Annotated in this window: 15 protein-coding genes and 5 pseudogenes; 9 read left to right on the top strand and 11 right to left on the bottom strand. The window is 55.8% G+C overall.

Features of this window, described 5'->3' with window-relative positions:
• Positions 1 to 1,248: 1,248 nt before the first annotated feature.
• Entirely contained in the window at positions 1,249 to 3,228 is a 1,980-nt protein-coding gene (locus tag MUBE_RS13225) for a cytochrome c oxidase assembly protein (protein ID WP_116540889.1), read from the bottom strand.
• 236 nt (positions 3,229 to 3,464) lie between these two features.
• Between MUBE_RS13225 and MUBE_RS18495 the strand changes: the two genes are divergently transcribed.
• Positions 3,465 to 3,767, top strand: a complete 303-nt coding sequence (locus tag MUBE_RS18495) for a DUF5134 domain-containing protein (RefSeq protein ID WP_243633059.1) — start codon at positions 3,465 to 3,467, stop codon at positions 3,765 to 3,767.
• A gap of 201 nt (positions 3,768 to 3,968) precedes the next feature.
• Here the strand turns inward: MUBE_RS18495 and MUBE_RS13215 are convergent, their stop codons facing one another.
• From MUBE_RS13215 to MUBE_RS13190, 6 genes are all read right to left on the bottom strand, one after another.
• On the bottom strand, positions 3,969 to 8,171 hold the full coding sequence (locus MUBE_RS13215; RefSeq protein WP_243633058.1) for an AMP-binding protein: 4,203 nt from the start codon (positions 8,169 to 8,171) through the stop codon (positions 3,969 to 3,971).
• Entirely contained in the window at positions 8,168 to 8,404 is a 237-nt protein-coding gene (locus tag MUBE_RS13210) for an acyl carrier protein (RefSeq protein WP_116540887.1), read from the bottom strand. Before MUBE_RS13210 ends, MUBE_RS13215 begins: the two co-directional genes overlap by 4 nt.
• Positions 8,397 to 10,001: a fatty acid--CoA ligase FadD10 gene (fadD10, locus tag MUBE_RS13205; RefSeq protein ID WP_116540886.1), complete on the bottom strand. Its 1,605-nt coding sequence runs from the start codon at positions 9,999 to 10,001 to the stop codon at positions 8,397 to 8,399. The genes MUBE_RS13210 and fadD10 overlap by 8 nt, the downstream gene beginning before the upstream one ends.
• Before the next feature lie 30 nt (positions 10,002 to 10,031).
• Positions 10,032 to 10,571, bottom strand: coding sequence for an FcoT family thioesterase (locus tag MUBE_RS13200; protein ID WP_424399102.1), 540 nt, complete (start codon positions 10,569 to 10,571; stop codon positions 10,032 to 10,034).
• 8 nt (positions 10,572 to 10,579) lie between these two features.
• On the bottom strand, positions 10,580 to 11,449 hold the full coding sequence (gene scoE, locus MUBE_RS13195; protein ID WP_116540911.1) for a (3R)-3-[(carboxymethyl)amino]fatty acid oxygenase/decarboxylase: 870 nt from the start codon (positions 11,447 to 11,449) through the stop codon (positions 10,580 to 10,582).
• Between the two features lie 154 nt (positions 11,450 to 11,603).
• Entirely contained in the window at positions 11,604 to 13,016 is a 1,413-nt protein-coding gene (locus MUBE_RS13190; protein WP_116540884.1) for a PPE family protein, read from the bottom strand.
• A 735-nt stretch (positions 13,017 to 13,751) separates the two neighbouring features.
• On the opposite strand from MUBE_RS13190, the gene MUBE_RS13185 reads away from it, so the two are divergent.
• A complete protein-coding gene (locus MUBE_RS13185) occupies positions 13,752 to 14,135 on the top strand; it encodes a hypothetical protein (RefSeq protein ID WP_116540883.1) in 384 nt (127 codons plus the stop codon).
• 650 nt (positions 14,136 to 14,785) lie between these two features.
• Entirely contained in the window at positions 14,786 to 15,517 is a 732-nt protein-coding gene (locus MUBE_RS13175) for a zf-HC2 domain-containing protein (protein ID WP_424399098.1), read from the top strand.
• An 87-nt stretch (positions 15,518 to 15,604) separates the two neighbouring features.
• Here the strand turns inward: MUBE_RS13175 and MUBE_RS13170 are convergent, their stop codons facing one another.
• A complete protein-coding gene (locus tag MUBE_RS13170; RefSeq protein ID WP_116540880.1) occupies positions 15,605 to 17,923 on the bottom strand; it encodes a heavy metal translocating P-type ATPase in 2,319 nt (772 codons plus the stop codon).
• 97 nt (positions 17,924 to 18,020) lie between these two features.
• Here MUBE_RS13170 and sigC point away from each other — a divergent pair, with 97 nt between their 5' ends.
• From sigC to MUBE_RS18490, 3 genes and pseudogenes are all read left to right on the top strand, one after another.
• Entirely contained in the window at positions 18,021 to 18,578 is a 558-nt protein-coding gene (gene sigC, locus MUBE_RS13165) for an RNA polymerase sigma factor SigC (protein WP_116540879.1), read from the top strand.
• Between the two features lie 276 nt (positions 18,579 to 18,854).
• Positions 18,855 to 21,143: an isocitrate lyase ICL2 gene (gene aceA / locus MUBE_RS13160; protein ID WP_116540878.1), complete on the top strand. Its 2,289-nt coding sequence runs from the start codon at positions 18,855 to 18,857 to the stop codon at positions 21,141 to 21,143.
• Positions 21,144 to 21,531: 388 nt separating this feature from the next.
• Positions 21,532 to 22,638: pseudogene (locus tag MUBE_RS18490) on the top strand (LLM class flavin-dependent oxidoreductase); the annotation flags it as partial.
• A 166-nt stretch (positions 22,639 to 22,804) separates the two neighbouring features.
• Here the strand turns inward: MUBE_RS18490 and MUBE_RS18485 are convergent.
• Positions 22,805 to 23,273: pseudogene (locus MUBE_RS18485) on the bottom strand (SRPBCC family protein).
• 281 nt (positions 23,274 to 23,554) lie between these two features.
• On the opposite strand from MUBE_RS18485, the pseudogene MUBE_RS18480 reads away from it, so the two are divergent.
• Together MUBE_RS18480 and MUBE_RS13125 are read left to right on the top strand one after the other, a co-directional pair.
• A pseudogene (locus MUBE_RS18480) lies at positions 23,555 to 23,737 on the top strand (serine hydrolase); the annotation flags it as partial.
• 146 nt (positions 23,738 to 23,883) lie between these two features.
• Positions 23,884 to 24,345 carry a hypothetical protein gene (locus MUBE_RS13125; RefSeq protein ID WP_116540872.1) on the top strand — a complete coding sequence of 154 codons (462 nt, stop codon included), beginning with the start codon at positions 23,884 to 23,886 and terminating at the stop codon, positions 24,343 to 24,345.
• Positions 24,346 to 24,790: 445 nt separating this feature from the next.
• Here MUBE_RS13125 and MUBE_RS18475 read toward each other — a convergent pair whose 3' ends face one another.
• Together MUBE_RS18475 and MUBE_RS20540 are read right to left on the bottom strand one after the other, a co-directional pair.
• The gene (locus MUBE_RS18475; RefSeq protein WP_243633057.1) at positions 24,791 to 25,057 is read right to left on the bottom strand and encodes a hypothetical protein; all 267 of its coding nucleotides are present in this window, start codon (positions 25,055 to 25,057) and stop codon (positions 24,791 to 24,793) included.
• Positions 25,058 to 25,939: 882 nt separating this feature from the next.
• Positions 25,940 to 26,115: pseudogene (locus tag MUBE_RS20540) on the bottom strand (short-chain dehydrogenase); the annotation flags it as partial.
• Between the two features lie 149 nt (positions 26,116 to 26,264).
• Here MUBE_RS20540 and tpx point away from each other — a divergent pair.
• Positions 26,265 to 26,624: pseudogene (tpx, locus tag MUBE_RS18465) on the top strand (thiol peroxidase); the annotation flags it as partial.

The following is a 26,624-nucleotide window of genomic DNA, read 5'->3' as shown; positions in this document are numbered from 1 at the left end:
CGTCGAGATAGCTTGTGTCGGCGACAGCCACACGACACAAGATTTTGCTCGACGGCTGAAATAGCATACGAGCCGAACTATGGTGCAAGGCTGCATCAAGCTACCTCACTTTACGATCACTGTGGAGGCTAGAATAATCACAATAACCACTGTAGTTATCAAGTGAGGGCGTCAGTAATCCCCGGTCAGGCGGGTTCCGGACATAAGTGGTTGCAGTGGGGTAGCTGCACCGTATTCAGAGACGATATCAGGCTAGTCCGTGATCCAGGATCGTTTGCCGATGAATCTCCATAGTGTGATACTCGTACAGTTGAAATTGGTTGAAGCAGTTCCGTCATGGTTTTGTAGACCTGGCGTTGACGGTCCAGGTCGACTAGGTCGGCTGCGCCGTTGGTCACTGTAATGCGCACGTCCAATTCGGTGAACTGGACTCTGTAATCTCAGATTTGCAAGTTGGAGATTCTGTTGGCGGTCGAGGACTGTTGGTCTTTACCGCCGAGCATGTGGTCTTGGAAGCCGATACCTATCGATGAGAGATTTGTTAACTACCATACTATCGATGAGAACACTTATCTTGGTGTCGTGCAAGTGTTTTACTAGGTCCTAGATGGCTTTGGATTTGTCGCTGTGGACTTCTTAGCGCTGTGTTTGTTACAGGACAATAGGACTTTCCAGTTTACCAGACGCGCAGAACGGAACGTGTCGAAAATGTATTGGTCGCTACGGGCGGTGTCTCATCACATAGTCGGTTGCGGCCGGCCCATCTGATTGGAGGTATTGTCAACGACGGTTATGGTGCTGCTTTTACTTGCATAGTGCTTCATTATGAAGTCTGCTTCGTGGAAGTCGAACACTCCTGGAGTTGGCTCGATGGTGTTTATCATGGTGCCGATTTCTTTTGTCAGTGAACTGAACTCGGTGGTAGTCACTTCGTGATAGCATCGACTTTTCGTGTAGCTGTAGGGGAGTACTGAATGCTTCTCTATGGACCACGGTCAGTTCGACAAACGATGGATCAACAATGACATACTGCCTGGCCTGACACCTCACCACGGACGTTGGACTCTCCGAGGGTTGAGTACTTGTAGCCTTCTACCAGCAATGCGACCGTCAGTACCGCAGCCCCCCATTCATCGGCCAACCCAGTGCCAACACAAAACGAAGTCTGTCACAGTTGCGTTCTACGGTTATGCGTGGCCTAGATATGTACTTGAGTGCGCAGGGCTTTATCGACGACGAACAGTCTTGTTATCTGCGTATGCGGGACAGCTCGCGCAGCATCGCGTTGTATGCATCGAGGTCGTCATCGGCATAGCCACTATCGGCATGCCGGTCCTCGCGGACGGCGATGCGGCGGTCCTGGCGCACCCACTGGGCCACTAGCGCCACTATGACGATGATGACAGGCAATTCTGTTGTGCCCCAAGCGATTGCGCCGCCCACGTGCTGGTCCGTGTTAATGTTCGCCAGCCACGGTAGATTGACGGAGCGGTAGAACCTGGCACCGACTGCCGATGCCATGGTCATAAGCACGATCCCGAAAAACGCGTGAAATGGCATTACAGCAAACAGTAGTCCAATCCGCACTGGGTAGGGGAGTCTGCGTGGCCCCGGATCGATACCAATGATTGTCCAGTAGAAGAGATATCCGACCAGCAAGAAGTGGACGGCCATGAATTCGTGGCCCCAGTGATAGCGAACTAGGATATCGAACAGCGGTGTGAAGTAAACGATGTACGGCGACCCCACGAACAGAATTAAGGTCGTAGCCGGGTGGGAAAGGAAGGCCGTTACGGAGGAGTGCATCAGCCAGGTCAGCCATTCACGCGGTCCAGGACGCTGGCCATCACCGGCCGCGGGCAACGCACGAAGCGCCAAGGTGACCGGCCCGCCCAGAACAAGCAGGATCGGGATGAACATATTCAATGTCATATGTTCGGCCATGTGCACACTGAACATCGCCGAACCGTACACACGTACGCCAGAGCTGCTGGTAAATACTAGTGCCAGACACCCGGTCAACCATGCCACCAGTCTGCCCACCGGCCAGGCGTTGCCGGCACGTCGTATTCGGACGAAGCCCGCTAAATATCCGATCCCAAGGGCGATGGCAGAAGCTCCAATGAAGCTGTCGAACCGCCACATAGTGAGAAACCGGATAATGTTAGGCGGTTGTGGCAGCTCGTAACCCAGAAAAACGTCCCAAGTCGTGAACCTGTGGGTGAGGAATCGCGGTGCAGTCTGAACAGACATCGCCGCTGTCGCTGCCATGATAACCATCATGGCCAGCGCGGTAAGGTGTGTCCGGCGATCGGATTGCGGCTGACGCACGAACAATGCCCAAAAATCGGATAGGCATACCAGCATCAGTAGAACTCCGGCCATCAGGCTGAGGCGACCGAAATCCGAATGGGTCATTGCCGTGCCCGGGCTCAGTAGATCGGCTAGCTTAGCGCCATATGCTAGCGCGAGCACTCCACTCACAACCTGCACAATTAGCACGGCGCGGCTTGGCGTCACTTCCGTCATCGCCGCGATGATCTTGAGCCCACTCAATGCGGCAACGGCGAGCGTGAAGACAATCACAGCGCTTGTGGCGTAGTCGTGGTCTGGCCCCTGCCCTGCGTTACCGGTTACCGCGGTCGCTACGGCACCAATCACTGCGGGAATAAGCAGCACAACGTGGCCCGGCCATCGAATGATGACGCGCAGCGTCGACGCGATGAGCAACGCGCAGATGGCCACCACGATCCACGCCTGTGAGGTCTCCGAAGCGGCAATGGCATTGAATATTGCTGTGCCAGTCCGAAGCTCAGTCGGCGTTACACCGGAGTCGTTAGCGGCCTGAACCACCACTGTCGCCAGAGCAAACGCCAGCCAGGCAATGGAAACACGCTCTGCAGCAAGGTGAATTCGAAACGCCTGTACATCGATCAAGCCGTCTACCTGCGGCTGAACCGTCATCACGAAGTAAACCAATGCCCCAAGACATAACGCACCCGACAGCGACCCACCGAAGTACCCGATGGGTTCGGCGACGCTGATGAAGCTGCCGGGATCCGGATTGTCGGCAGCGCCGTAGCGGTCTGCTCGCGAGAACAGCCCGTAGATGGTGATGGCGACTGCACTGCCCAGTAGGCCAGCCATCATCAGTGCGGTACCCAAGGAGATTAGCCGAGGAGCCCGCAGAGCCGACTTCGTCGTTCCAGTCGACCCGTCAGTCTGCATTGCTTGAGCTTATGTATGCGAGTCGCAGACCATGTAGATGGTCGGCCAAGCGTCGGTGGGTCAACGTCGACCTACAAGCCGGATGTCTTACCCAAGTGGCGACGCTATCACATAGTTGATGCCTTGCTGCTGCGGTTAGGTCGTCACCAGGCTGTTCGTGCTGAGCGCTGCCGAATGCGGCTTCGCGAGTCTGGCTCGCCGCCGAACCAGGACGTTGGTTCCGAGCAACGGTCTGTATGCGGCGATGGCTTGGCCGCTGGGTGCCCGCCCTACCAACGACGAGGTCAGCGGTGCTCTTCGTGCTAACTGGTGTGTGGTTCGTGACCCTGGCCACTGTTTCAGCCCGAAGGATGACCGAACGGGCAGTATGTGTGTGTCCGGCTCCCATGATGGTGGCGAGGGGTGTCTGGATGTACGTGGTCATGGACAGTCATCTGCGTGGCCGTTGGGGTACTGGCCATCACGCCTCGCCTTATACGCCGATGCCGGGCATGGACATGACTACAGCAGTAGCGCTGGCAAGTGACGCATCCGGATAGATCAGTACATTCAACTGGCTCTGGTTCGCGTTTTTCTGGCTCTCAACGGTCTGCATCGGTGTACCGCTCTTTCACGACGCTGTGAAGCGGCGCAGCACTCAGTTCGGTGCCGTTCGCTTCACCGCGCAGGTCGGGCGATGATGTCGACCGGGATCGCTACTATTTTTGGTGCGCTGCTGTTTCAAGTTTAGCAGCCGTTATCTAGTCAGTATGTTTCAGTGACTGTGAACATCCGTGCCCTATTAGGGCCCGAATTGACTGTGGTGGCGCGACAAGCTCGGCGACGGACTCGATGCCGAGAGCCATGGTCGGGTATTGTTCGTAGGAACGCATCTTGAGCCTCATAATCAAGGTGACCCACGCATCGATAACGGACCATTTTCGCGGATTTCTCGTGGCCCAGTCGCTTCGATCCAGTCGATACTTCCATTCCGAGATATCGATTTCGTCGCTAGCGAACTCACTGAGGAAGTCCGTGTATGCTATTGTTGTACCACGTATCACGGAAATTCCGCGCCCCAGCTCATCTAATCCGCCTAATGCTGGCAACCTGTCCAAGATCGCCTTCGCCGCGGCTCTGCCGGTAGTGACCTCTTCTGTCACTGTCACGGAGGGATAGACGCGCAACGCAATACAGGCGTCAACAACTGAGAGCAGAATGTCAGCGGAGTCGCGCAATTGATAGTTCTCGCCAAGTACCCGGGGTAGGCGCACGATGGTGAAATCGAGTAGCGGTGGTGATCCGGCCACGATTAGTTCTGCGAGTGACTTGGATGCCGCGTACGGATAAGGTGTGTCACGGGGGTCGGTGACCCGTGGCGTAGTTACATCCGTATTGACGACGAATGACGACAAATGCACCAACCTGGTGCTACGACTGGCGCATGCCTCGACCATCGTGGAAACCAGCTCTATATTGGCCAACCGCAGTTCACGGTATGGCACCAGCATGTTGGTATTGCCGACACTGTTCACCAGGGTCCCGGCGTCGGTCTCGACTATTAGCGCCTCCAGCTCTCCAGAGCCAAGCTTGGAAGAGAGACGTTCGATCCGTACCCCATCAACGCCCTGCAGCGGCCCCCATGGATCACTGTCGGGAAGCTGCGCCCTCGTAGCGAATATCACCTCAGGACACGACACTCCGGACCGTCTCAGGTCGAGGACCGCTTGGGCAAAGCCGGTGCCCAAAATTCCCGACGCACCCAGCACGACGATCGCTTGCTGTTGGCGGTCATTCCGGCGCTGTTTGACACTGAACTCCGTAGCGTGCCGTTGCCTGCATAGTGTAGCAAGATCGCGTTCTATATCGGCATTGGTGCTGACGTCCATCCATCTATCAGCTGTCTGCGCGGCAGTCAGGTTGGCGGCGGTATTAGCGCTGATCAGATCCAAAAGCGAGAGGTGCCGACCTAGATGTCTGCGGGTGTCGGGAAGGATCCTGATGAGATCCATTGAGCCGATTCCCTCATCGAGTAGCGATGCGTCTGGCCGGATGGTCCTTCCTAGATGCCGACTCCAGATTTTTGCGAGGCCGGCCGCTCCCTCACCTGGCCCGATGTGGTTTTGCGCAGTGTCGACAAGCTGCGGCATCGTCAGCAGGTTGTGGTGGTCAATTTTCCCGTTGGGCTTCCGTGGAATCCACGGCACACTGGCAACGAAAAACGAGGGCACCCCCAAGCTCGCGAGAATGAGCCTGCTCCGTTCCTCTGCCGCAGCATCGCTGACGCCTTCGCGGGTCCGTTGCGTCTCCAACCACACTCCGAGGAGACCGTGGTAAAGCTCGACGACGACATCGGAAACGGCGGGGTCCGCAGAGATGTGCCGAATGATCTCTGCTGTGTCGACACGCTTGCCGGAGATCTTGACGATGGCGTCTTTGCGTCCGGAGAATATCGGAAAACCATCGTGATCAAGGGTCACTCGGTCGGCAGTAGCAAACGCGCGACGGCGCGATCCGTCAGTGGTGGTCACCGTGCCGAAGCTGCTGCTATCGATCCCGAGATAGCCAGAAGAGACCAAATCGCCGATGATGACGACTTCACCGAAGGCGATGAACACCGTATTGGGTACCATCGGCCGGCCCAGTCTGAGTCGAGCGCCACCCTTGACAGTGGTCTGAGCGCTGACGATCGGCAAATATGTGGCGACGACCGTCGTCTCTGTCGGGCCATAGGTCGACACAAGCGAAATACGTTGTGAAGCACCGGAATCAATCCACTTATCCACCGCGCTGGCGCGAACGGCTTCACCGCCGATGACGATCTGTCGAAGGTAAGAGCGGTGGATCGTATCAATCACGTTGCCGTCGTCGCACAGCAGATGCCACACTGCAGTCGGCAGGTCGACGATTGTTGCCCGCTGCGCGACGATATCTCGTGCGAGCTCAGCTAAATCACCTGTTCTCATGACGGTAGATCGCACCAGTTCCGATCCACAGACAGCGCCACCAAAGATCTCTTCAACGCTGATATCCGATGTCAGTGGAGCGCACTGTAGGATGGTGTCGTCCGGTTCCCACCTGTAAGCTTTTCTCACCGCATCACAAAAAAACGCAAGCGATCCGTGTGAAACTTGGACGAGCTTGGGTTGCCCGGTTGAACCCGAGGTTGGCATGATGTATGCGGTCTTGGCGGCGAGCGAAATGTCTTGTGCCGTCTGAGCAATGCGCTGGTTAGCAAGCTCGTGTTGCTCGTCGTCTAAGGTTATCATGAGCTGGGCAGCGGCCACGTCAACCACGTGTGCCGAGACACCAGCACCATGATCGGCAATTGCCTTCGCCCGCAAGGGAACCTCGTCGGCGGTGTCGCATACACTGTAGCCGCAGCCTGCGAGATGGCACGCGATCAAGAGATCGATTGTTTTGTCTGTGTTGTCGTCGGTAAAAACCAGAACGTCACCTGGCGCGACGCCGTTTCGCACCAGCCAGGTTACCCATGGGTGGACGTAGCGGCGCCGGTTAACAGCCTGGTGGACGGTTCCTGCGGGGTCCAGAAACCACGCCGGTGCCAGCAGCGGGGTTGTCTGAGGGGCTTCGTTGCCGAGGCAACAGGCACCGTCCGAGCTGATCCCAAACCACTCGTTAACGATCATGGCGATCGGCTGATCCCACGCTGCCGTCATCAATTCCAACGCCGCAGCAATCCGTTCTGCGACCCGAGGGTGTGACCTTTTCTGGGGCAGATCTGCTCTATTCCAGATGGCCAAGTTCAGTGTGTGCTCGTATTCGTCTAGAACACAGGCAACGGTCATACCCTCGACCGGACCGATATCCGTCACTATCGGTACTTCCGACAAGAAGGGGCGAAGAGCAGGTGCACATGGCTCGCGTATAAAATTGAGCGTCAACGCTTCAAAGCTAGATATCCGGTTAACCACCAAGTACATTCGGCGGTACTTTTCCTCGCGTAGCCAGCGGCGTTTGAGCGCCTTTACATAGGCTCGGTCAAGCGTGCGGACGACATCTCGTACCGACGCAAATGCAGGAAATCGGATGGAGTGCGCAACTGAGTTGACCAGACATGTCGCAACATTCAGATCGGGATCTCCGAACCGGTTGTCTACAGCGTGAACCAGCAGGCTCTCGGTGCTTTGTCTAAGGCTCGCATCTACCGCTACTGCCGCAACAGCCACTAATACGTTAAGTGGGACCTTCTTGGACTCTGACAGAGCGAAGATCGCATCAAAGTTCTTGCCGTAGATGAGCATTGATTCATAGAGGACTCCTAGAGTAGTGGTCCCGGGGGCATCGTTTGAGCCTTGACCGTATCCACCGTCGTGGGCCTCGTCGGCCAGTTCACGCTGTACGACATCGGCTAGACGCTGAAGCGATTCCTCCACCCTGGTCATCTCACGGCGGTGTGCCTCCGCCAGTTTGGACAGACCTTGGCTAACATCAAGGTTCTTAGACTTATGACCGGTGTCAAGGTAATGTGCCAGGTCGGCTTCAATGATCCCCATCGCGGCGCCATCAAACAGAATGTGATGGGTAAAGACATCAAGATGTGACACAAAGCCGCTCTCATTGGTCCGCACAGTATACCGCACGAGTGGCTTGGCAAGAATATCAGGATGCCAGGTACGCTTCAGGTCGTAGTCACGATGGCCTATTTGAGGCTGTTCGTCGGACTGCACGCGCACGATGTCGTTAAACTGCAGCCGCGGTACCAGATCTGGATAGTCTCCCTCTGTCGGGGATGCCTCGAGAACGCAAAGTTGCACAGGGTTTTTGAGGATCGTCGCTTCCAGCGCCGCCAGGAATCTTGACAGCTCCAACTGGTGGAACCGGTAGCTTTTGCCGATCAAATACAAAGCAGGGTCGTTATCCTGCATTATCCCGTTGTAAATGCTCTGCTGAGATCGACCCAAGGGAACTCGATCGACGCGACCTTCTTTTGACGCTGTCACGTGGAATTCTCTAGTTGGCGAACCCAACCCGCAATCGACAGGTTGTCCACTAATCTGGATTGTAGCTCGACCTCATGACTCAGGCCGAGCTGTTTCATTAAGAGAGCGAACCGAACAGAGTCGAGCCCGAGATCGCGGAGATCGGTTTCGTCGCCGTCAACCAGATCCGATTCTGCGATGTACAACACCTCGCAGACAGCCGCGAGCACTTTTTCCCTTGCTATCTCAGTCACGAACGGCCATTCCGAGTGGATCTCCGTTCAGCGCTGCTGCCAGTGACGTGCGCGTGACTTTGCCGGACTGTGTTCGGGGAATATCCGTGACTATAACAATTTTCGATGGACGCGCCATCGATTCCGACTCACGCCGATAACATGCTGCAATCCTTCGTTTGAGCTCGATCGCTGTCGACTCGTCCAGCTCTGTCGACGGGACTACGGCCAAACCGACTAGCGCTCCGAACTGTGCATCGGGTATTTCGTAACATGCGGCCTCACGAACACCCGAAACGCTTTCGGCGATGCGATCCACCTCGTCAGGGACAACGTTGACGCCACCGGAGATGATCATCTCCGAGGATCTTCCTTTGAAGTAAAAGAAACCGTCCTCGCGTCGCTCCACAAGGTCCCCGGTGTTCACCCACCCGTCGACCAGAATCTCGCGGGTGCGTTCTGGATTATTCCAGTATCCTAGCATGTTTGCCGGTGATTTAATCCACAGCGTACCGAACGAGACGGAAGAGGCAACGTCTGCGCTGGTGGCTACACCGCCGTCTGTATCTGCCAGATAAACCTCCACACCAGGGTACGGACGTCCGACAGCACCTGCCTCGATTTTGGAGATTGAGCCGTCATCGGTCGGCAAACATAAGGCAGTGCAGCCCGTCTCGCTTAAACCGTAGAACTGTGCGGTGCGGACACCAGCAGCTTCAATAAATTGCACATCAGCTGCAATTACCCGCGAACCACCGTAAACAATTAGTCGCAGCGGCAGAGTAACCACATCACCGTACTTCAGTTCGGAAATCAATTTCGAAAGAAGCGTTGGAACTAGGCATGTTGTCGCGACTACATTCGCGTTGAGAACCTCCGTTAACGACGACGTGTCCCCACCACCGGTGATACATAGCCCTCCATGCATCAAACAGTTGAATATCCACCAAAGGCCGCCGATATGCGTCGCCGACAAAGGAGAGTAGGTAGTTTCGCCGACGACCCAATCGATCCAGGTCAGACCCTCTTCTCGTAAAATGTCTGGAATAGCAAAGAAGGTGCGATTGGGCAGCAGCACGGCCTTTGGCTCGCCGGTCGTACCGCTGGTGAAGATCATCGCCAGCGGATCATCAGCGCCCTGATCTAGATTCCCCACTGGGCAATCTGTATTCGAGTCTAGAGGTTGAGCGGAATCGCTTGCACCAGTGGTCAGAGTGACCATTATTGCCGGTACCGAGTGGAGAGCTTCAGGCAGAGGTGAAGATCGGATTCTGCTGCTCGATGCGATCAGAATTGCACCAGGGTCGGCGATCTCACGGAACCGAACGATGGTTGCTGGCGGAAGGTTGCTGTCCACCATGACTGCGATGGCTCCGAGCTTCGCGCAGGCCAGCACCGACAGGTATGTTTCGGGCCCGCTGTCCGACAGTATGAGCACCCGGGATCCTTGCGAAATCGACTGAGCACGAAGATTCGCGGCAAGCCCATTGACTTCAGTAACAAGCTGACCGTACCGTAGCTCGCTCGTGCCGTCACTGCGACGCAAAGCGATTGCCTCCGGATGTTCGCGTGCTTGCTTCAGTATCCGTTCTAGCACGGTAGGCGGTAAGTGCGACATAATTGTTAAAGTGAGTATCCTACAAGAAAACTACGGAATGTTAAGTATCGCAACCTCGAATTCTCCCGTCGCAGATCCGCCATTATCATCCCAAAATTCGATAGTGTTAGATAATTGAAGATAGCGCCATGTTCGATCGACGATGCGGAGATTATGGACATGCAGACGTGCGGAAAATTTTTGAGGGTTGATCAGCTTTTTAAATTGCGATGATGTGCTCTTAATCAATATGCTGGAAAGCTGATTTCTGCAATAATCAGTGATCGACCAGTTGCGGAGTGCAGAAATGTCATTGCTGACGACCCCTTGGGCGTACGTGCTGTAACCTAGCTGATTGAAACACAGCACCAGTTCCACTGCATTGAAGTGCCCCGTGCCTCGAATGTAGGCGGACTCATCAATCCTGAAATTGCCATACGCAAGGACCGAATCGGCGGTAGCTCTGTACATTGCATCAATGAGATAGCGGCATCTCTTGTAGGAGTAGGGCTCCAGTACTCTGCCGAGTAAGTTCTCTGCTATCGGAAAAGCATCTGTGGATTCCGCTGCGCTCTGCAAGAAAGAGGTCAAGTTGGCATTCACGCGGCGTATCCCGGCGTTTTGAGGCCATCCAGCACGGTCAGACGGTATGTGGTTAAGGCGCCTGCGGCCGTCCCGTGTTTCGCTCGATGCACAAGAACCCGGTTATCCCACAAGACGACGTCACCGACCTCATAGTGTTGATTGTGTACAAGCGGCGATTTGCAGTTGGGATCGAGTTGTCCCGATGCGGTTAGGAGCTCTTGCAGCACCGTCGGGTCAAGAAGATTTCCGTCTTTGTCCTCGACCGAAATGGTGGCTGCCTCGCAAATGTAAAGGATGTCCTGCCCGGTTTTTGGATGCTTAATTACTGTAGGCCACTTCTGTGGAGGAGTGATCTTCTCGATCTCGGCTAAGACCTCTCCGATAGGCCGGTAAACATCGCTTGGACGGATTTTAATATAGCGTCGAGGAGAATGAGTACTGTACGTTCCTCGCACTGAGTCTTTCATAGTATCGGGCAGCGATTCCCAAACCTTGCTGAGGTCGATAAAACAGGTGCTCCGGTCGGACTTAGGCATCGTTACAGGCAGAACCATGGAAAATGCAAACGGTTCCGGCATAAACATGTAATCAATGTGCCAGAAAGCGCCGGTTCTCGGAACTCCTTGTCCTTCTTCAGTGGAAGAAACAAAGATTTCAGGATAATCTTTATGATGATAAATAGGTTCATAATAGGGGACGATTTCTCCGAGTATCCTGCCAAGTTTTATAAATTCGTCGAGAGACGGATGAACATTTTTTAAAACGACGAGTTTATTGGTGTAAACTATTTCGCGAATCTCATCGGTGGATATATTGTCAAGGTTTTTGGGATCTATATCTGTCACTTGTGCACCAAGTCCCTGGCCCTTCACATTGAGAGTCATCGGCTCTTTCTTCTCCTCATTCACTTCTTTGTTGTTTCAGTCCACGTCCTCGGGCATCTCTAGCCGTGGCAGTTCACACCTCCTTGATGAAATCTTGGTCGTATTTGGCCCATGCTAGTAGTGAGTTAGTTGGACAAGTGGGAAAAAATCTTCTCTATTCATGCACCGCCGTTTCGTTGGTGCCAGTTGTCCAACTAGTGGGGAGCAGAGGGACGGTGTTGCTTGTATGGGCTGCCATTCCGGCGGGAGCGCTGGCGGTTGTCGATACGGTGCCGGCAAAGCCGAGGAGGCCGGTGTCTGTGCTACTTGCGGTGTTCGACATGGGTGCGGAGTTAGCGGGGGCATCGTTTGCATCGGCCATGGTTCCGGTTATTTCAAGGAATTCATCACGGTAACCGCGTGCGCCGGTTCTGGTCTTGTTGCGTTGTTTACGGTGCATCCGGGCGGAGGGCGAGCTTGTGCTTGTTACAGCGGCACTAATCGTGTTATTAGCAGTGTCAGGCGATTCCGCGCCGGCTTTGGGTCCAGAGCTGATTCCTGGTGGTGACAGGCCGGGCACGGCGTGGCTGATGCTGAGTGAAGGTGGAGGGTTGCTAGCTGTAGCTGAAGCCGGTGTGCTGAGCGCGGGGTTGCCGGTCTGCGAGCTTTCTCCGGGGGTGACTGAAGCGGCTGGCGCAACCCCAACGCGGATGTGTGAGCCAACGTGATCGTTGGGGCCGGACTTTACCGGGTCGGGAAGCAATCCGGCTGACGGTTCTCCGTTCCGCAAAACTGCCAGCGCACCCAGGGCGCTCAGCACACTCAATGCAGGAGCAAAAAAGGGAAGCAGAAGTAGACCGTATGAGGCATAGTAAGGGTACCATAGAAAGTCATACAACTGCAAAGCAATAACGGCAAGGACAACAGCAACGGCGGGGCTGAATCCGAATCGTTGGAAAAATTCTAGAAAATACGTGTATGGATCAGCGAGAAAATCCAGGATGCCTGTCAAGAGTTGAACAATCCAACCCGTTATGAACTGCTGGACGTTTTGGGCTGCGCGGCCCGGCGCAAGAATGGGCGGTGCCGGTTCAGTTGGCAGTAGTGTTGTTGCCATTGCTTCACTGACGGCCTGGTAGGCGGCCATAGTGTCGGCGGCTTGCACCCACATCCGGGCGTAGTCGGCTTCGTTGTGGGCAATCGGAATGGCATTTACACCGAAGAAGTTGGTGGCGGCCAAGACACCATGGGTTGTGTGGTTAGAGATCAATTCGGTCAGCGTGGGCATGGTTGCTACAGCACTGTTGTAGGCGGCGGCCACGGTTTCTTGCTTGGCAGCGGTGACTGCACTACGGATTGAGGCTTGGTCGAGCCAAGCCACGTAGTGGCCATGGGCAGCCACATACTGCGTTGCGCTGACTCCTTGCCAGCTGGTGGCGTAAAGCTGGGCCAGTAGTTGCCTCAACTCGGCAGCTGCGTGAGTGTACTGGTTGCTCAGCTCCTTCCACTGCGCGGCGGCAGCAAGCAATGATCCCGCCCCTTGGCCAGCGCTCAACAGAACCGAATGCACCTCCGGAGGAATAGCCATCCATATCGGGACTGTCAGGCTACATCTCCTTCCCTGGGTGTAAAGCGCTCGACTGTATGCACTTAAAGCACTTCATTCGCCTTACGCCGCCGCTTCTTCCGATATTGGTCGGCAAGAGTACGCAGAAAGTTCCCCGAGCCCAGTAATGACGTATGTGATGCGCGGCACTCGTGCTTACCCGAAAGGGTCGGTGGATGACTGGTGGCAGTGACAGTGCCGTGACGTTTTCGGCCCAACTTAACTGGTTGTTCGACGTTTATCGGTCACGGGATCACGTGGAGCAGTCCGTCGACGGCGTTGCCAGATCGGTGAGTTAGCTCATCGGTCTCCCCATTAGTGGGTTAGTGGCAGCTAAATCCATGCCCTCAGGCATGAGCGCTCAATCCAGTGTTATGCAGATATCATTTAGTGAGTTGACCGCCTATTTCGGGGTGCCCGTCGGGTATCTCGCCTCAAGCAGAGCATGTGGAGAAGCAGCTTCGACTATTGGCCGCCGCGGGTGACGCTGGCGTCAAGCGTCTCGTGCTGCAGGGTAGGGTGTGATGTCGCGGATCGGGCTATATTGACCAAGGTAACCAATAGAGTAACTCCCGTGAATCAGAGTAACTCCCGTGAATCCGGCTAACAAACTTCGACGATTGCGTAGCGTGCATAATGCAGTTGGGTTCACGATGCATCTACAGGACCGGATGGGTATCGGAGTAGAGCGAGTGTAACAGCTGGCAGGAGTACTGGATGTTTCTGCACACTGGGATCCTGGCGACTGAATCGCTGCTAAGGTGTGCGCGTGGCCAACTGATACGGTTAGTCTTTCATTCTGAGTTATCCGGCCCGGGGCCTTGTGGAGTCTGGATCGGCCGACATGCGGACGACATCATCGTTTACGGTGACATCACTTCGGGCCATTACATGGAACAAATCCTTCTGCACGAACTTAGGCACCGGCTACTCAAGCAATATAGCGGTTCGCACTCTAATGAGATTTTGTTGATCCAGGAGCTGGTACCTGATATCGATCCGACTACCGTTATCCACGTGCTCAATGGCCCGTCGTATGACACTGAGCAGAAAAGCCAGGCGGAGCTTTTTTGCATCTCTGATCATGTTGGAGTCACATGACGTCTACGCCGCATCGAAATTCTTGCGTAGACCGTAGTAACTTCCATGACTGATTACAGTAGCTGGACTACATAAGGCTTTTATTGACACTGTCGGATTTATCAACCAATGCAGCATGGCGTTTTACGCTATCACAGAAGTAAGAATTCTAGTGGTCCCGGCATGCACATGACTACTCGAGCAACTGCGTCTTAATAAATGCTCCCATCAGCGCCGCAGATTGTTGCCGCTATGGCGCGATCTGACAACTGTCTGCCCGGAGAGCGTGCAATCTAACACACGGAAACCCGGCGGGTAATTTGAGTGCCAGTACATAACTTCATCCTTCATCGCACCGTCGTTCGAGATTCGCGACTCTATCCTGATCCTGTCCTGTTACGCTGGTCATCAGGACGAGACTGCAATCCACTGCTTCAACAAGCGATCAGGCCCAGTTTGGTCTGGTCAGCGAAAACCACCGATAAAAGCCCATTCGACGATTTTATCGCTCAACGATTGGCAGCCATGGACTTGCTGGACGAAGCTAAGGAATTCGGCAAACTTGCCGACCAATGGACAAAGGCCAAGAGCTATAGTTGCTAACGTTACTTACTCAGTGGTCGCAGGCTCTTGCGCGTCGACATAGGTGCTAACGGGACATTCTACCGGCATTGCGCAACTATAGAGACATGGATTGCGAGGTGGCCCGCGAAGCGTTGTCGGCTCGACTCGATGGTGAGCGAGAGGCTGTACCGTCGGCGCGTGTCGATGAGCACCTTGGTGAGTGTAGCGCGTGCCGTGCATGGTTTGATCAGGTGGCTGACCAAGCACGCGACCTGCGTCAGCTGATCGACTCTCGGTCGGTTATCACAGCTGTTGATGCCCTCGGGATCGTGGCTGCGGCGCAGCGGAGACGCCCATTAATGGCTTGGCAACGCTGGACGTTGCTTTGCATAGGCATCGTACAGATCATCTTGGCAACAGTGCAGTGGCTCAGCGTAAACGTTGGACTGACAAAGGGTCATACTACGAGTTTCGGGAGCCATCTGCTCAGTGAGTCTACCGCGTGGTTAGCGGCACTTGGTGTGGTCATGGTGGCAGCGGCGTTGTGGTCGAGCACCGCTGCCAGGCTTGCGGTTGTGTTGACGATGTTCGTCGGTTTGTTGGTGGCCTATGTCGCCGTGGATGTACTCGCCGACGCCACCACCACGCTGCGAATTCTGACGTATCTGCTTGTGGTAATCGGTGTGGTCCTTGCGATCGCGGCGTGGCGACACAGTTTGGCTCCGAGGCAGACATTCGATGATGAGGTCGGTGCCGATCCCGATATCGTGTTGCCCCCGAACGCCTCTCGTGGACGACTACGCGGTCATCTATGGCCTACTGATGGGTCGGCGGCCTAACCGTCTTATGATGAAGTTTATGTGAGACGGGCCTCAATGCCCAATGGTGGGAAGCTGGCCGCAAAACTACACATAGTTGACCTGAGCTCAATGGGCCACGGACAACGTGGTTATTTGACTGTCTGATACCGAGTCGTGCCGCAACTCGATATCGCCGCGGTTAGCTCCAAAACTCCGCAACCGCAGGCTGTTGGAGACGACAAAAAATGACGAAAAGGCCATGGCTGCACTGGCTACTAGCGGGTTGAGCAATCCCGCGGCGGCAATGGGGATAGCGGCGATGTTATACCCGAACGCCCACATCATGTTAAACTTAATCGTGCGCATTGTTGCCGTGGCCAGTTCGAGTGCTAGGGGTATAATGGCGAGATCGTCGCGGACCAATATGATGTCAGCAGCGCCGATCGCTACGTCGGTTCCACGCCCGATGGCCATACCGAGGTCAGCCCGTGCGAGTGCAGGCCCGTCATTAATCCCATCACCGACCATAGCGACCACGTAACCGCGGTCCCGTAGCTGTTCGATGACATCGACCTTGCCTTCAGGCAGGATGTCAGCGATCGCTTCGTCGATACCAACACGGGCCGCCACAGCGGCCGCCGATGCCGGGTTGTCGCCGGTCAGCAGCATGATGCGAAAACCACGATCTTGGAGTGCGGCCACCGCGTCGGCTGCCGAGGCTTTCACCGCGTCGGCGACCGCGATGACGCCGCATGGTTCATCGTCGATCTCGACGAAGACCGCTGTTTCACCGCGTGATTCAGCGTTGCGGCGAGCCGTGACCAATGTGGGTGAGTCGCACCGGGAAGCGATCCATGACGGTTTGCCAACTCGAACCACTCGATCGGCCACTATGCCCCTAACACCGTGGCCTGGCACTGCACGGAAGTCGGCGACCGGTTCTCGGTGAGTCGTTGACGCGGCGATCGCGAGCGCAACTGCATGCTCGGACGCTGATTCCAGCGTAGCCGCCATTTGGAGGATCTGGCTAGCCTGCCAGCCCGGCGCGGCTGTCACAGCGCTGACCTTCAATTGGCCCGTTGTCAGCGTGCCGGTCTTGTCGAATACGACAGTGTCCACAGCGCGGGTGGTCTCCAACGACTCATGGCCCTTTAGGAAGATCCCCAGTTGGGCGCCGCGGCCTGAAGCCACCATCATGGCGGTAGGAATCGCCAATCCTAGTGCACACGGGCAGGCGATGATGAGAACGGCAATTGTGGCCGAGAACACCCGGTCGGGTCCGCTCCCGGCGACCAGCCATCCAACGGCGGTCAGTGCTGCGACCGTGAACACGCAAGGTACAAATATCGAAGCGATGCGGTCAGCCAGTCGTAGAGCGTTGGCATTCTGTTGCTGCGCCTGCTCGACCAGGCGGACCATGCCGGCAAGCTGTGTCTCGTCACCCACCGCAGCGGCCTCCACGATCAGCCTCCCGTTCAGTACCACGGTGCCGCCGATGACTTGTGCGCCCGGGTCCACCCGGATCGGCTTAGCTTCGCCGGTCATTGGGCTCATGTCAACGGCGGCGGATCCGTCGACGACGAGCCCGTCTGCGGCAATCATCTGTCCTGGGCGCACCACGAAGCGCTGTTGCTCATCAAGTTCGTCGGCCGGAATGACCATTTCCGCACCGTCCTGCTGCAAGACAGTGACACCCTTGGCGCTCAACGCGGCCAGGGCCCGCAGCGCGCCGCCCGCATGTGACTTGGCGCGAGCCTCGAAATACCTGCCTGCCAGCACGAATACCGTTACGCCTGCGGCAACCTCGAAGTAGATGGTGTCGCTGCCAAGTAGCGCCTGCCAGACGTCGCTGCGCTTCGCGAACTGGTGGTGGTCGAATACGGTGTAGAACGACCAGATTGTGGCAGCGGTGATTCCGGCCGAGATGAGTGTCTCCATGGAAGCGCCGTGATAGCGCACGTTGCGTATCGCGACTCGATGAAACGGCCACGCCGCCCACGTCACGACCGGGATGGTCAACATAGTCAGCACCCACTCCCAGCCAGGGAAGCGGGTGTTGGGCAGCACAGCGAACATCACCGACAAGTGGGCCAGGGGTACAAAAAGCGCGGCAGCGACCGCTAACCGGATCAGTAGATACTGCGCGTTAGCGGCGTCAGTATCGGCTTGCCCGCGCTGTGAGGCCGCACCACCGTCTGCGCGCGGCGTGGCCTGATAGCCGGCTCGATGAACTGCCTCGCATAGCTCAGCGAGTTGGGTGCCCTGGCTGGCGTCGATAGTTGCCACTCGGGTAGCGAAATTAACAGACGCCTGTACGCCCGGCAGCTTGTTGAGCACCCTTTCCACCCGTTTGGCGCACGTAACACAAGACATCCCAGTGACGTCAAGTTGTACCCGCGGAACAGCCAAAGGGGGCTGTTCGTTCACAGCGGCCGTCACTGACATTTGGCTGTATTCACCTCCTGCAAAGCAGTTCTGGAGAAATAGGGTCGTCACGGCCTGGCCACAAGTTCCCGGGAATCATGGCCTACGCTCGCTATGCGTGCCGATATGTGACGACGACCAAATTACTCAACTCGCCAAATCTGCCGGACAGGGTGACCGGGCCGCGTTGACGCAGTTCATCAAGGCTACACAGCGCGATGTGTGGCGGATGGTCGCCTATCTTGCTGATTCCGACAGCGTCGATGACCTAACCCAGGAAACGTTTCTGCGGGCAATCAGTGCCCTGCCCCGTTTCGCAGGCCGATCGACGGCCCGGACGTGGCTGTTGTCAATCGCCCGCCGCGTAGTCGTCGACCAGATCCGCCACAACGCAAGCAGGCCACGAATCACGCACATAGCCGATTTCGACGACGCGCTCGGACGGGATCGTCGCGGCGGTCGGATCGAGAACACTGCGGAAATCCGCATTTTGCTTGACGGGCTGGGGCCGCAGCGCCGCGAAGCGCTGATTCTCACCCAGCTGCTGGGTCTGTCTTACGCCGAAGCGGCCGGGGTCTGTGGGTGTCCGGTCGGCACCATTCGTTCCCGAGTGGCGCGCGCCCGCGATGATCTACTGCGGGCAATCAACCACGAAGACTACGCCGAGTTAGCGTAGTGATCGCCCTGCGCCCTTGAAGTCGATCCTTAGGCAGCCGTCTAACTTCATCTACAATCGCTCGTAGACTACGTATTTCGTACTGGACCATGACAGTTCGAGAACTACGACTTGCGGGGGCTCGCTGACCAACATTCAGCTTCTTCGCTATTTGCATCCACGGATAGGACGCATCGCACCAACCATCATCCAGCGGCATTACGCGGCGGGAAATCAGCTCGTGTCGCCTACACTCTATTCGTTAGAGGAACCAGGCTAAGGAGGAGCGTAATCCCTATGGCCATCATGGACACGGACACCGAGGTCCACATACCGTTCGCGCAGGACGTTGCCGCAACACAGCAATACTTTGACGACTCACGCTTTGCTGGGATCATTCGCCTTTATAGAGCCTGTCAGGTGGTGGAACAGCGCGGTACTATCCCCACCGACTACACCGTGGCACGAGACGCCGCAACCGCTTTCTACGCTCGCTTGCGTGAGCTATTCGCGGTCGGCAAGGGTATTACGACGTTCGGCCCGTACTCACCAGGGCAGGCAGTCGGTCTTAAGCGGATGGGCATCGAAGCGATCTATATCGGCGGCTGGGCCACTTCAGCTAAGGGCTCCACTACCGAAGATCCCGGGCCTGACCTTGCCAGCTACCCCCTGAGTCAGGTGCCAGACGATGCCTCGGTACTGGTACGCGCCCTGCTGGCCGCCGACCGTAATCAGCAGTACCTGCGGCTACACATGACTGAACAGCAGCGCACCGCCACTCCGGTGTATGACTACCGCCCATTCATAATCGCCGACGCCGACACGGGGCACGGTGGTGACCCGCACGTGCGCAACCTGATCCGCCGATTTGTTGAGGTCGGGGTTCCGGGATATCATATCGAAGATCAGCGTCCTGGTACCAAGAAGTGTGGTCATCAGGGCGGCAAGGTTTTGGTGCCTTCGGACGAACAAATCAAGCGTCTTAACGCTGCCCGATTCCAGCTTGACGTCATGCGGGTGCCCGGCATCATCGTCGCGCGCACAGATGCCGAAGCGGCAAGCCTGATCGACAGCCGTGCCGACGAGCGCGACCAGCCGTTCCTGCTGGGCGCCACCAACCTGAAGATTCCTTCGTACAAGGCTTGTTTCCTCGCATTGGTGCGGCGTTTCTACGAGCTGGGAGTTAAGGAACTCAATGGCCACCTCCTCTATGCGCTAGACGATGGCGAGTACGCCGCCGCGAGCGCGTGGCTTGATCGCCAAGGAATTTTCGGCCCAGTCTCCGACGCCGTCAGTGCGTGGCAGGAGAACGGAAAGCAATCGATCGACGATCTCTTCGACCAAGTTGAGTCGCGGTTGGTGGCCGATTGGGCTAGTGACGCCGGGCTGCTGACCTACGGTGAAGCCGTAGCGGAGGTGCTCGAATTCGGCGAGAGCGAGGGTGAGCAGATCGACATGAGCCCCGAGGAATGGCGACGATTCGCCGCATCAGCTTCTCTGTACGCCGCACGCGAAAAGGCTAAAGAGTTGGGTGTGAACCCCGGCTGGGACTGCGAGCTCGCGAAGACTCCGGAAGGCTACTATCAAATCCGCGGCGGTATCCCGTATGCGATAGCCAAGTCGCTAGCGACGGCTCCGTTCGCCGACATTCTTTGGATGGAGACCAAGACAGCGGATTTAACCGATGCCCGGCAGTTCGCCGAGGCAATTCACGCCGAGTTCCCGGAAAAAATGCTGGCTTACAATCTCTCGCCGTCGTTCAACTGGGATACCACCGGCATGACCGACGAGGAAATGAGGCGCTTCCCCGAAGAGCTCGGGAAAATGGGTTTTGTCTTCAACTTCATTACCTATGGTGGGCATCAGATCGACGGCGTTGCCGCCGAAGAGTTCGCTACTGCGTTGCAGCAGGACGGCATGCTGGCGTTGGCTCGGTTACAGCGCAAGATGCGTCTGGTCGAATCACCCTACTGTACACCGCAGACCCTGGTCGGCGGCCAGCGCAGCGACGCCGCGCTGGCCGCCTCCTCCGGACGTACAGCGACAACCAAGGCCATGGGCAAAGGCTCGACCCAACATCAGCATCTCGTACAAACCGAAGTGCCGAAGAAGCTGCTAGAGGAATGGTTGGCACTGTGGAGCGAGCATTACCAGCTTGACGAGAAACTCCGTGTGCAACTGTGGCCACGCCGTGCCGGTTCCGATGTGCTTGAACTTGGGATCTACGGCAATGGTGACGAGCAGCTGGCCAACGTCATCGTCGATCCGATCAAGGACCGCCACGGCCGCAGCATCCTTCAGGTACGCGACCAGAACACCTTCGCTGAGAAGCTTCGACAGAAGCGACTGATGACCTTGATCCATCTTTGGTTAGTACACCGCTTCAAGGTCGATGCGGTGATTTACGTGGCGCCGACTGAGGACAACCTCTATCAAACTTCCAAGATGAAGTCTCACGGCATCTTCAGCAAAGTCTATCAGGAGGTGGGCGAGGTCATCGTCGCCGAGGTGAACCACCCCCGGATTGCCGAGCTGCTTACCTCCGATCATGTCGCACTGCGGTGGTTGATTACCAAGGAAAGGTAAGAATTATTGCTGACCTGCCGGTCGGGTTAGGCGGCATACGGAGTATTAAAACTGGTGATAGCGCTGCTAAGCAGATGATTTTGGGGATGACTCGAACCTGCAAAGCGTCTATAGTACTTACTTGTTTTCTGCAGCAGCGAGAATCCGTTTACTCATCCAATATAGGGTTAGAAAAAGTGGGCGGAACGGAAGTGGGCTGGATTAGAACTCAACCTAGGACGGCGTTCGCACTTCTCGACGGCGTAGCCACGCTATGTGGTAGCGGTTGGGATGCGATGGTGGCAGCAATAAGGCATCGAACAGCACCACAACGCTAACAACACCTTCGTCTGGCATGGCGCCGCAATTGAGGGTATGGCTCGGTCACCTCGACTGTAAGGGGACCACAGTGGTCAAGTTCAGGTTTGGATATTTCATCGACCTATTCCACCGCGCAGGCACGAATTCTACTTTCGTACTACAATGGGATGTAGGATTCATTGAACACCTTGACGCCTTTAGGTTCGACGAAGTCTGGTTGAATGAGCACCACTTGGCCGGCAGTGAGACCATTAGCGCGCCGAATATCTTCACCGCCGTCGCTGCGCAACGCAGACAAGTGGGTTCGGTGTGGTAATGGGTTCTATCTCGCTCGCGTATCACAACCCGCTCTGAGTCGCCGACCGGCTGATGCCGCTTGGTAATCTCACTTATGGTTGAATCATCGATAGCGTCGGGCCAGGTTTCGCTGTCTACCAATTCCGTAATGATTGGATTAACTCTCACTAACACGTGTAGACTTCTCAAAGTCAAATCTCTACATCTTTGTGCGTCTACTGGCCGGGAAACTGCGATCGCTAAAATCGTCACACACCAGTTATTCGATGCCAGACCCCAGCTTGCCCCGTACTCTGGACGGAGGCATCCCGTTGGCGGTCACTGCAGTCGGCCTTGCCGACCGGTGCGCGGTTGGCGGGCAAACACGGCTATCGCGGTCTGCTGTCCATCGGAGCAGCGCTGACGATTGAAGGTTTCGACGAACTCACCTAACCGTAGAGGCATCGCCGAGGAGCGCGTCGCGGCTTTCGGGACGAAAATTGACCGCGCGAACTGGTCTCTAGGCGGGCTTTTCTATATTGCCGGGACGGATGAGCAGGCGCGAGCCGATGTGAAATTCGGTGTCGAGGCGTGGTTCCGATATTTTCAGAAGGTAACTGCATTCCCACAGATGATTATGTCGAGTGACTAATTCTACGGAATGATTGACATCATCAATAACGTGGGCACCGGTGTGATTGACACCCTGGAACGGGTACGTACACAGGTGCAGCAGTTGTGGGACAAGCCCAGTGAATTCGGTTGCATGCTGCAGATGGGTCACGGGTGGGCCAATCATGCAGCAATTAAAGGTTGCGCCGAATTGTGTGCCGCCGAAATTATACTTCTCTTTCAGGGCCAAGCTCAACCGACGCTCGACGTTGCCGCACGAGCCAGCCTAGTACGGGATGACCCAGTGTAGTGGCAGCTACAGACCATCGAGCACATGACCGATAAATATTCAGTACGAGGTCGGCTCTACGTAGCTCCCCAACAATGGTGAAAATATCACGCTCAACAACAGCGCCACTTACCAAGCCAACCAAGACTAACAAAACGAAAATTTTTGAATCCTAAGATAAACATTACCGCCCGCTGCCTAACTCGCGCTCGGCCGCCTTTACCAAACGACCCGCGAAGTACCGAACCATCCGCTCTAGCGCTGCCCGCATCACTGGACCCGTTCCAGGAATTTTTTTCGATAAACCAACCACTCCAGCGTATGTCAATACCACCTGCTGCACTCAGCGTTAAAAACACTTCACCAAAGTAGTCTTTGGTTGGGCTCGGGGGTTCGATCATCTTGTAGAGGTGCCGACGATTCTGCTTGTACTCGGCGGTCTCCTCGCGCACCAGCATAGACCACATCCCCATCTTGCGGACTGCCCCGATGCCGCCCAGCTCCGGATCACCAAGGCGTGCCTAACTTGATTGAAGAACGATCGGCTTAACTCACTTCGCCCAGTTGACGTCATCCGTCACAAACCGGGACGAAATTGTGGCCGATGCGCTACTAGTCCGGGTGACCTCGAACGAAAATCGCCGATCCGACATGCTCATTCCTTGGTGAGAAAGCTAAATAGCATTCCCACGTACTCTACCCCGGAAATTGTGTGCGCACCCAATGAGGCTACGTCACGTGCATAGCTACAATTCAAAACGTCACTGTCGTGCAGTAGCTGCACTCGGATGCAATCATTCCAGGCATGGCGAAGCGAAGAGTTACTGTTGTTGTTCGCGGTTGTATTGTTGCTTACCGCCTGCGACAGTTCGGGCAAGAAGCCCGCCGCTCCTATCATAAATGACGCCGCTATCAGGGCTTGCAGCAAACGTGTGCTATCAAGGTTGGTACACCAGGGTGCTCAGCGGCAGTTGGATTTAAAGGAAGAATCGTTTGGACTGGGGTACGCGGCATTGCCAACATGTCAACCGGCGACCCGATCACCACCGACACCGTGTTTGATATTGCCTCGGTATCCAAGAAGTTCACCGCCACTGCGGTCTTGCTGTTGATCGAGCTGACAAGGAAATACGCATCGCGACCGATGCCGCTAATGCGGTGGCGTAGGTGTCGTGCGATCGGATGGTTCGTAGATAATAGGGTGTGACCGTAGACCCTGAAACTTAAACGGAACTATCTGACGGCGAGTTAGGCGAAATATGATTGCAGAGTAACAACATTGGATCCAGCTACTGGCAACGGCCGGACGAACATCGGGTGACCTTTGGCACCACACTGCGATCCTGGTTTGGACTAGGAAGCCGCGCTGATAGCTCGGCCGTCAAGGGCGTATGGCTATGCATCGGAGACTTTGGCGTGTATCTCGACGGCGAACTCTATGTCACCGGCTCAATCGCGAACCTGATGACCATCGGTAACCGTAATCATTATCCCCAGGACGTAGAAGTGACTGCTGCGGATGCATCACCGATGGTGCGACGCGGATATGTGACGGCATTCTCCGTACCAGCCAACGCAGTTCTCCGAGCGACGAGCGATAACACGAGTCCACAACTGGTGATCATTGCCAAATTGCGCGGCGGACATCGGCAGAGCCGACTAGCAGCCAGTGATCAAGGCCATAGCAGCAACGCTAGTGTATCGTCACGGGTTGTGTGTCGCTGACATACGCCTGCTGCCGCCCGGTGCTGTTGCACCCATCACCAATGGCAAGCTGGGCTTGCGGCGAGCAATACCTAAGCGGCGAATTGGGCGTGAGCTATGTACCGTCCACAGCGGGGCTTCTTCAGGGGATCGTCGCTTGATCAACGATGAATGGAGAGGGCGCTCCTGGCTCGTGTGGGTCGGCATGCATCTTGTAGAATGGAGGTAGCGTGTTTGCTCCTGGTCCGAACGGAGTGATGTACTCCACGTCGAGTATCAACTGATACCAATGAATTCCGAGCGACGCTAACATATCCGTGTCGGCACGGAAAGTGTTGGCTATCCCAGTGACTAGCACGCGCTTTACCTATTAACGTATGATTGATGAGAACTCTGACAAGCAGTCCGCGTCTTGATCGGGGGATGTCGCCCCATACGTCGCGCGCATCGTCCGCCCCAGATAGCCTCACGCGATGACGTAGTCCTGGTTGTTACCAGCCTTTGAAGTAGTCAGCTGATACTTACCTACCTGCATGGCACCGAGAAGCCCGTTAGCGCATGCCGGATCGATTGCGCTCGGCCTGGCCGGCATGAATCCAGTCAGCGGCACAACGGCTATCGCGCATGTGACTAGTTGGTTCCAGCACTGTGACGAACTCACACCGGCCAATGTAATTGTCAATCCGCGAGCCGGCCGTTGCACTATGCGGCTAACGTCCACTACGGCGATCACCGAGGTAACGCCCTAGCTATGTGGTTTTGCTGTTCCGGTTAACGAAATTGCTAATTGCGATACTACCACTGGCGGATGTGGGTCGCTACTATGAGAGCGCTTGACCGCAAATAAGCTGCTAGACGAGGAACCACAAGGTTGGGATCGGGAACGAATGCGAGATGCTGCCACTGCGTCGCGCCGGTACGCCAGAAATAATCAAACCGCGCAGTGGCAGTCGCTCAGATAAAATGGACGAGTACCGCCATACCGACACACGATAGTTAGATTATTAACTCGATGTCGCCAAGCTTCTCGACTTCCCGCTCATAATCTATATGTGAGATCAGTTCACGATCGATTTCCACAAAGCCAGGCTCTGTTTGGACTTCTTGCGTATGGTAAAAGCAGAAGACCTGCTCTATTAACCGCAAAGGTGCGATGTAGTATCGGGTCACCATTGAGAACTATATGACAGCTTTCAACCTCGTTGAGGTGGAGGTAGAACGCAGACGCAGTAACGATTTCTCACGAGAAGGACAGCAGCGAATTGCCGCTTTTCGGAGTCTGTTTCGAGTGGCTTCGAACTCTGCTGCGTGCTGCAAGCACCAAAATGGTTATGATGTAGCCGGTAAGGAACTCGATGGTCCTATCGTGTTGCCAACCGCTACACAAACCAGTATCGAGCGTAAGATCACCGGCAAGATAAGTAATGCTGAAACTGTACGCTCTGCATCCTATTAGTTATGCTGACGCGCTCTAGTCATTCTTGTCTCGCTCGTCAACTGTGCCTGATGGTTTCACAGGCAGTGTGAATTACAATGTAGAAGAACGTCATATGATCTGGATGCCTCACTGACCAAGTAGAGGTATGAGTTCGGTGAGTTCTTCAGGTCGGTCCTATCGGCTCATCGGAGCCTTTGGTTCTCACAGAGGGGTGAAGTTGGGTAGTAAGGCTCGACGAGCTCGGTGAGAGCATAGCCCGGACTGACGTGAATGACCCGGATCTTATGCGGCGCGAACTCTATGGTCATGGCCTTGGTCAGGTGTGACCGTCCCTTGGAGGCACAGCAATGCGCCTACCTGTCATTGAGGCCATAGCTACGTCATATCCATCTCTGGTCGGCAACGTTGCGTCGCTAAACGCTTCATTCGACTCCACCACATCAAGCGACTGCACGCCGGCGATAACCACCCTGCAAATCATGAACTTGGCATCAACCCGGCTATCATGAGCATTTTTCCGTCCGTGGACACCCTCCGGTATGTGCGACTAGCGTGCGGATCTTCGACGAGCGTGCTGTCACTACTGGTCTGACCGTGGCACGCATCTCAAAAGATCTACCGTTCGTGCAGAAAAAAAATTCTGCCGCGCAGAGACAACCAATAACGTCACAACGACTTTGGCATTCTGTGACAGTTTTGGTGGGGACTATGTCGTCACCATCGCCGATGGTCCGATGGCCGGTCTCCTGGCACGGGCCATCGTGATAATTGATGCCGACGGCAAGGTCACACACGTGCAACTGGTACCGGAAATCCTCGAGGAGCCGATTGTGCAGCAGCGCTGGCTACACTCCACGCATAG

This window comes from Mycobacterium uberis (assembly GCF_003408705.1).
Classification (GTDB): domain Bacteria; phylum Actinomycetota; class Actinomycetes; order Mycobacteriales; family Mycobacteriaceae; genus Mycobacterium; species Mycobacterium uberis.
Note: the sequence above shows the minus strand (reverse complement) of the source record. Positions and strands in the feature narration are given on the sequence as shown.